This is a genomic window from Legionella sheltonii, assembly GCF_026191355.1.
Taxonomy (GTDB): domain Bacteria; phylum Pseudomonadota; class Gammaproteobacteria; order Legionellales; family Legionellaceae; genus Legionella; species Legionella sheltonii.
The window spans coordinates 1-7,188 of record NZ_JAPHOQ010000028.1 but is presented as its reverse complement, the minus strand read 5'-3'; the positions used below and the strand labels follow the sequence as shown (position 1 = coordinate 7,188).

Here is a 7,188-nt window from a genome sequence, read left to right as displayed (position 1 = left end):
TCTGGAGCATCAAAAAAAACAAAATGAAGTAATGGAATTAAGATTAATTCAAGAAAAAGTGATTTTGTTGGATAAGGCCGGTTCAGATGTAATCGCCATTTGTTCTAATACTACGAATAAGTTGGCGAATCAATTGGATGCTAAGATCCACAAAAAATTAATTAACATCATTGATGCAACTGGTGATTATTTACATCATTTGGGTGCACAAAAAGTGGGTTTAATTGGCACTCGTTATACAATGGAGCAAGATTTTTATAAAAATAAACTGCTTAAAAAAGGACTTCAAGTGGTAACTCCCGATGCTTATGATCGGGAGTTGCTTCATCAGATCATTTATCATGAATTATGTCACGGTATTGTCACGAGCAGTTCAAAAGAGATCGTTCTAAATATTATTAATAAATTAGCCTCGAGTTACCATTTAGATGGGGTCATACTTGGTTGTACGGAGTTGCCTCTATTGGTATCAAAGGCGGATGTTAGTATCCCACTGTTTGATACGGTTGAAATACATGTAAATGCGATTATAACAAAAATTGAACGACTTAATTAGGGGTATAATAATGAGATTTTTTAACCCTAATTTAAAGCTGATTTGGTGTTTGCTATTAGGCATTGTTTGCGTGAACTCAGCAAAATTTATGTGCCTTCCTTTTTTAATCTTATTTCTTAATCATAATACTCACTTTTCATTATGGATAAGTGGTTTAGTCTGTGGAATTGCTCCCTTTTGTTCAATATTTGGTGGTTTTATCGGTGGACAATTATCGGATAAATATGGACGAATTCCATTATTATATATTTCAATTTTCACATCAGCCTGTATCTTCCTATTATTAGGTTTAAGCTGGCAAATTAACTCTCGGTATCTTCAATTAATATTGATCGGCACGCTTAATGGAATGTTTGGGTTATTCTCTTCTTTCTTTCAGCCGGTCGCACTCGCATTAATCAGCGAATTAGTTGATAAAGAACATCGAGAGTTATTTTTTAACTTACGTTATGCCGCAATGAATATTGGTGCTGTTTTTGGACCTTTATTAGCAGTATATCTAGGAGTTACTTTATCTCCCATTGCATTTTATATAGCAGGCTTCATGTATTTTAGTTTTGGCTGTTTCTTATATGCCATCCTGTTAAAGGAACCAAGACAACTTTGTAGAAACAAACAAAGCAATGTTTCTTTATCGGCGACCTTACGTGCTATTTCTTTAGATCGTAGGTTATTAAATTTCATTCTTTTTAATATAGTATTTGCCTTATGTTACTCGCAAATCGATTCAACATTAGCTCAATTCATATCCCAGCAAATCGATGATGGTGTGCGTGTCTATTCCTTAACGATCGCATTAAATGCATTGTTTGTGCTGATTGGACAGCTTCCTATTTTTCTATTGTGTAGGAGAATACCGAAGCATCAAGCTGTTTTTTGTGGTTGCTTTTTATTTTTTCTTGGCTGTTTGGGTTTTTCTTGTTGTGGTAACAAAGCAAGCTACTTTTACTATTCTATTTTAATTATCACCGTGGGTGAATTGTTCATATTTCCTATTGCATTCTTGTTTGTTGATGATATGGCTCCTTCGCATTTGAAAGGCTCATATTTTGGAGCTTTAGCTTTTAGAGAATTGGGCTTGGCTTTAGGGCCAGTTTTAGGTGGGGTTCTCCTTGAATCTTTTGGAGGTCAGATCCTGTTTATCATAATTGGAGGGCTATCATTGATTTCATATTTTTTTGTTTATGTAGGTGAGTACGCGAAACCCGTTATGAAACAGTCTTTAGGAAGAGCGTTTAATAATATGGAGTAAATATGAGTAGATCGATTTTATTTGTAAATGTTTCTGATGTGCATAATTTGGTAAAAATAGAGGCTGCGAAAAATCTAGGGATAAAGGTTTTTTTGATAGCTCCTAATTTACCTGATTGGGCCAAAGATATAGTTGATAAATTTATTAAGGCAGATACCACCAATTTTGCTGAGACTATTTCTGTTTTAAAAGAGGAGTATAAAGAGACACCTTTTGATGGTGTAATTACCCTACTGGATAAAAGTGTCGAGTTGGTTGCAGCAATCGCAGAAGAATTTAAACTACCTGGTAGCTCACTTGCATCAGCTACTACAGTGAAACATAAATACAAAATGCGAGAAGCGTTGAAGAGGAGGGAGGTTCCCCATCCAAAATTTCAATTGGTAAAAACATTTAAGGACTTGCAAAATGCAGCAAATACTATCGGATTCCCATTAATATTCAAACCCGTAGCTGCTTCAACAAGTGTTGCCGTTTTTAAATTAAACAACCAAGCTGAGCTCGAAGATGCATTTGCGCTGATGAGTACTTGTGAACGTGTATCTTTTTGGTTGTATGCTGATGAGTATATTGCTGAGGAGTTTATGGCGGGACAGGAAGTTAGTGTTGAAGGGATTATTAATCAATCTCAAGTTTATTTTGCGGGGATTACCAAAAAATTTGTAGAAAAACCTGGTTTCACGGAATGGATGCATTGTTTTCCATATGAGCCGGAACCAGAAGTTTGTTCTTCAATTTATAAGGTGGTTGAAAAGGCTATTCATGCCGTTGGCATCAACAATTGTGCTTTTCATATAGAAGTCATGTTGACCGCCGAAGGACCTAAAATTGTTGAGGTAAACTCACGAATGGCTGGGGGCTTTGTTTCAAGCCACCTTGTTCCATTAGCCTCTGGAATTAATTTAGCACAAGCAAGTATCCAAACCGCACTTGGCGAACCGATTGAGTTAAAAGCAACAAAAAATAAATTTGTATGCGAACGAAATTTATTCGCAACCGAGAATGGTACCATTACAGATTGGAAGTATGTTGAAGAAATGAGTAATCAACCTGGGGTAAGGGATTTTAAAATTTTGCGACAGGTCAATGAGTTGGTTACTGTTCCGCCGCAAGGGTATGACCATTTGTTATGTGCGGTTATCACTGAAGGAGACACGTTTGAAATGGCAATCGATTTAGCGGATGCTGCTTTGAAACGTGTTCATTGTGTTTATCAGTAAAATCTTTTTAAACCCGTTTTTTTTCTTTTTTAATTGATCCCTCTTTCCAAACTCACAGAGGGAAATGAGGTGTGATGCGAGGCGAGTGTGGAAGTGGAGTGTGCATGCAAGTACATGAGAGATTTGAGCACTACATCGATGAAGTGGGGTCAGGGTCAGGCTTTGAATTATAAATCAACTTATAATTGAAAATTCACAATTCAAGGCCTGACCCTCTAACTCTCTTGAGAGTGATGAAGTAATACTCCAATGTGGGTCAGACATTTAAAAAGGTTCCATAAGATTTCTGTTCCTCTGTTAAAGTTAACTCTTGAATGGCTTTACTGTATTCAAATGTGCCCTTCACTGAATTTTTATATGAAGAATACCAGGCTCCGCTGGCTGTGATATATAATTGGTCCTCTTTACTGATAAACTTTATATGTCCTTCTTGCACAATATTGTAAGGAGTTGTTTGTTGTGATGGATTAAAATAGTACTTATGGGCTACAAAATTGCCATTCTCAAAGTTTAAATTTCCTATAATTCTATATTGACCGTAATCGTCTTGCTCGTCATTAAAGGTTTCGAACGCCATCAAATTTTTTTGCTCATTCCATTTAAAGCGTAATTTTGGATGAAATTTGCCAACTAGTCCCGGAATCCCAGAATCAGAATAGGTACCCTCCCATAAACTGTTTAATGTACTTGGATTCAATTTCAAAAATTCAATCAGATCTGAGTTTTCACCAAGATTATTAGTGGTCGAAATTGAACTTACTGCAACTGTATGGTTGAGCAAGAGGTGAGCATTTTCATAAGGGCCGCTTATTAGTGAAGAATTATCTATTTGACTGCTATTTTTTTTACATTTTTTATATATTATTGCCACTAAGCATACGAATAAAAGTAGTACTGCAATCGTACCACCTATTACCTTTAAACATTTACTGTCACAGGATCCGCTACCACCACCATAACCATGACCATAACTACCCCCTCCAAATCCACCTCCATGTCCACCGCCCCCTCTTTGTGCTTCGATAAGTGGGGCTGAAAGCAATAGAGCTATTAAATTGAATAAGCGGCTATCAGCGCTGACTAAAGGGAGATTTTGAGTGCGGTTGTAAAAGAAGGTAAACATATTAAGTCCTTTATCAAATATAGAAAGCTGAAATTATATTTTCTGGTTGAAAGAATTTATAAGATATTGAATTTTAATACAATCCAGGTGCAGACCCTTAACACATATGGGCTCAGGCTCAGGCCTTGAATTATGAATCAACTTTTAATTGAAAATTCACAATTCAAGGCCTGACCCTCTAAGTCTTGCCCACGCCCGCGACCTCAATTGGTTCTTGGCAATGACTATTTTTAAATAAAAAGTTTAATTTTCATCCAAAATAACTCCCTACAGAAGCTGTCATAGATTGACCGCCGACTTTATCATCGATATCTGGACTGACTTTGATATGTGCAAAAAAACCAGGACTATTGGTATAAGGGTAATTAAATCTTTTTTGCTCAACATTTGCAAAATTATTCTTTGCTGTTTCTAAGACTAACGATGCTTTGGCTAAGGCTACATGCAATTCATATTTATTTGTTTCTTTCTTCGCCTCTGAACAAGGTATCTTTAATTCAGCATTTAATTCTTCTTTAGTAAACAAACGCCAAGAAGAATTTTCATCATCTAATTTAATTGACTTAATTAAGTCTTCCTCAGGTATTATCATCCCATATAAGTAACAACAATCGTCCGCATAAGTGACTGAACGGCCATTCATTACTAGATCTTTAAACATATTATCGGTATGAAAAGAGCCAAGGTAATGTACAGACCGATTTGCTACAAGGACATTAATTTCTTCATGGACTTCTCTTATCAGCGTTTTTTCTTTTGAACTATTTTCAATCGTACCTGTCAATGTTCCCCATGTACCTGCCCTGCCAGATAGACCACCACGCTTTAGCAATAATACTTTGCTACTGTCTGTCACAATCACGAGCGAGATTGATTTGCTGCTTCGTGAGAAAGGCACAATAGGATTTGCTCTTTGGGAATTAATGTTTTTAAACAAAGTAATACTACCATCATTTCCTGTATGATCTTTATAACCGTGATTTAGTAACGATTTGATAATACCATTAACTACTTTTTTATTTTCATCATTTTGTGTAGGGAACTTTATCCACAAGAGCTGAACGTCTTCCTTTATATCTAATTTTTTCTCTTGTTTCATTTTTAACTGATATTCAACTTCGTTAGAAAATGCTACAAAAAGCTTGGCAAAAGCTCTGGATTGTTCTTTACTCCAATTCTCCAAGCCGGCATCCGTTAAATCGATACAGAAATTATCCGCACGCAAGCCCTTTAGATAAAAATTTTCAATGATAAGTTTAGCATCTAAGAAATTTTCATAGGAGATTGGTGGATGAGGATACAATTTCTGCCTAGTTTCCTTTTCCCTTTCGTGTAAGTGTTCAATTAATTCATCTAAATTAATTTTTTTATTGACAGGATCTTTTTTGGAGCTATTAAACACAAATATTTTCCTTATTTAGTACATCATTATTTGAAGCAAATTTATTGGTTAATCACTATTATTTACTCAACCTATGAATAATTTCTTCTTGTGCATTTTTTCTTGCTTGGGATTGTTTGTTAGTGACCTCTTTACATTCTGCAAGTTCCTTACCGCCACGCTGCCAAAAACGGCATGAACCTGTATTTCCTGCTGCTTGAAATAGCTCTCCCAATGCATTATTTATTTTGGGTTCGCTGAGGATAGAATCTTCTTCGGATAATTTTTCTATTTTTTTGCCTATGCTATAACATTTTGGTGCATTCAGAAGCAATCTCCATGCATTATTGAGCCTATTTTCACCCACAATAAACGACGTAGCGGGAGCGGTACAATCATGACCCAATTTATCACCCATACTTTCTACTCGATCTAATAATTCTTTTACCTCTTCTTTATTAACACGATCTTTAATACACATTTCGTTCATTGCATCTTTTTCTAAACAACATATGCTTAAAGTTGCTGAATTTTCATTACGCTCATAATCTTCAAAACATTGATCAATAATTGCATCTGTTTCTTTTTTACACTCTTCATCTATTTTTTTAAATTTATCTTTATTTAGAGAGCTGCCGTTAAAACGCTTAGAAAACATTTTTTTCTCCTAGTATGAATTATCGGGCCGAGATTTTACTCATTTTGAATACTGATTAAATCCCGTATTGATTACGGCAAAACAACGAGGATAAGCAGATATCTTCTCTCATTGTATGTACAATGATGGTTATTAATATTTTAATAATTTGTATTAAAATTATATAATTGGCGAAATAATTATTATTCAATTCCAACTATAATGACTAAAAAAGCTTTAGACACCAGCGATGAGCTTATTATTTATCGATTTGGCAGTGGTATTAAATTGCAGCGGCCAGACCATCCAGATGTTGACTATTTTTTATGCGAACACAATACTAAGCATAGTCTGCAGAATTTATTAGCGCTTCCCTTTTCTGTTTATTTAGAAAATACAGAAATGATCACTCAAAACTGCAATGGAATAGCGGCTATTCATTGTGGATTTAGCTCCAGAGAAGAGAGCATAGGCAATCCTTGGTACAAATTATTCAAATCCACCTCTATTAAACCCTCTGTAGAAAATAACAATGAGGTCATGAAAAAACATCAATATAAAATAGTAGAGGAACATGCCAACCTTAATGATGACAAGCCACTTCATACTCTTTCTATTAAAATGCCATGGTATAGCAATGAGAACAAAGTAATTGGATTATTTGGCTGTACGATTGTTTTAGGCAATCAACCTCTAGCTGATTCATTATTACAGCTCACCAAACTAAATCTTTTGAGCAGTAGTTCTTTTCCACATTTACCTATAGGTGCAGAAATTAATTCAGTTTATTTATCTAAACGAGAAATGGAATGTTTAGCATTGACTATAAAGCGGAAAACGGCAAAACAAATAGGACAACAATTAAAATTATCTTCGCGTACAGTGGAAGAATATCTAAATAATATTAGAAATAAAATGGGCGCAAATTCTAAAGTCGAATTAATTGAGATGGTAATAAACCATATACAAAAGAAAAACAATGATGCTTAGAAAACCAACCCTACGGACATATGGGGTCA

At 35.1% G+C, this 7,188-nt stretch carries 7 protein-coding genes; 4 read left to right on the top strand and 3 right to left on the bottom strand.

Annotated features, from left to right (window positions below; all coding sequences use genetic code 11):
• The 3 genes from OQJ26_RS19095 to OQJ26_RS19085 form a co-directional block, all read left to right on the top strand.
• On the top strand, positions 1-556 hold a 556-nt coding region (locus OQJ26_RS19095), incomplete at its 5' end, for an aspartate/glutamate racemase family protein (protein WP_265705269.1).
• A 10-nt stretch (positions 557-566) separates the two neighbouring features.
• Positions 567-1,808, top strand: a complete 1,242-nt coding sequence (locus OQJ26_RS19090; protein ID WP_265705268.1) for an MFS transporter — start codon at positions 567-569, stop codon at positions 1,806-1,808.
• A 2-nt stretch (positions 1,809-1,810) separates the two neighbouring features.
• Positions 1,811-3,028 (top strand): ATP-grasp domain-containing protein, encoded by a 1,218-nt coding sequence (locus tag OQJ26_RS19085; protein WP_265705267.1) that lies wholly within the window; start codon positions 1,811-1,813, stop codon positions 3,026-3,028.
• A 256-nt stretch (positions 3,029-3,284) separates the two neighbouring features.
• Here the strand turns inward: OQJ26_RS19085 and OQJ26_RS19080 are convergent, their stop codons facing one another.
• The 3 genes from OQJ26_RS19080 to OQJ26_RS19070 form a co-directional block, all read right to left on the bottom strand.
• Positions 3,285-4,151 carry a hypothetical protein gene (locus tag OQJ26_RS19080; RefSeq protein ID WP_265705266.1) on the bottom strand — a complete coding sequence of 289 codons (867 nt, stop codon included), beginning with the start codon at positions 4,149-4,151 and terminating at the stop codon, positions 3,285-3,287.
• Positions 4,152-4,401: 250 nt separating this feature from the next.
• Positions 4,402-5,553, bottom strand: coding sequence for an NUDIX hydrolase (locus OQJ26_RS19075; RefSeq protein WP_265705265.1), 1,152 nt, complete (start codon positions 5,551-5,553; stop codon positions 4,402-4,404).
• 58 nt (positions 5,554-5,611) lie between these two features.
• On the bottom strand, positions 5,612-6,190 hold the full coding sequence (locus OQJ26_RS19070; protein ID WP_265705264.1) for a hypothetical protein: 579 nt from the start codon (positions 6,188-6,190) through the stop codon (positions 5,612-5,614).
• Positions 6,191-6,391: 201 nt separating this feature from the next.
• On the opposite strand from OQJ26_RS19070, the gene OQJ26_RS19065 reads away from it, so the two are divergent.
• Entirely contained in the window at positions 6,392-7,159 is a 768-nt protein-coding gene (locus OQJ26_RS19065) for a helix-turn-helix transcriptional regulator (protein ID WP_265705263.1), read from the top strand.
• Positions 7,160-7,188 lie beyond the last annotated feature (29 nt).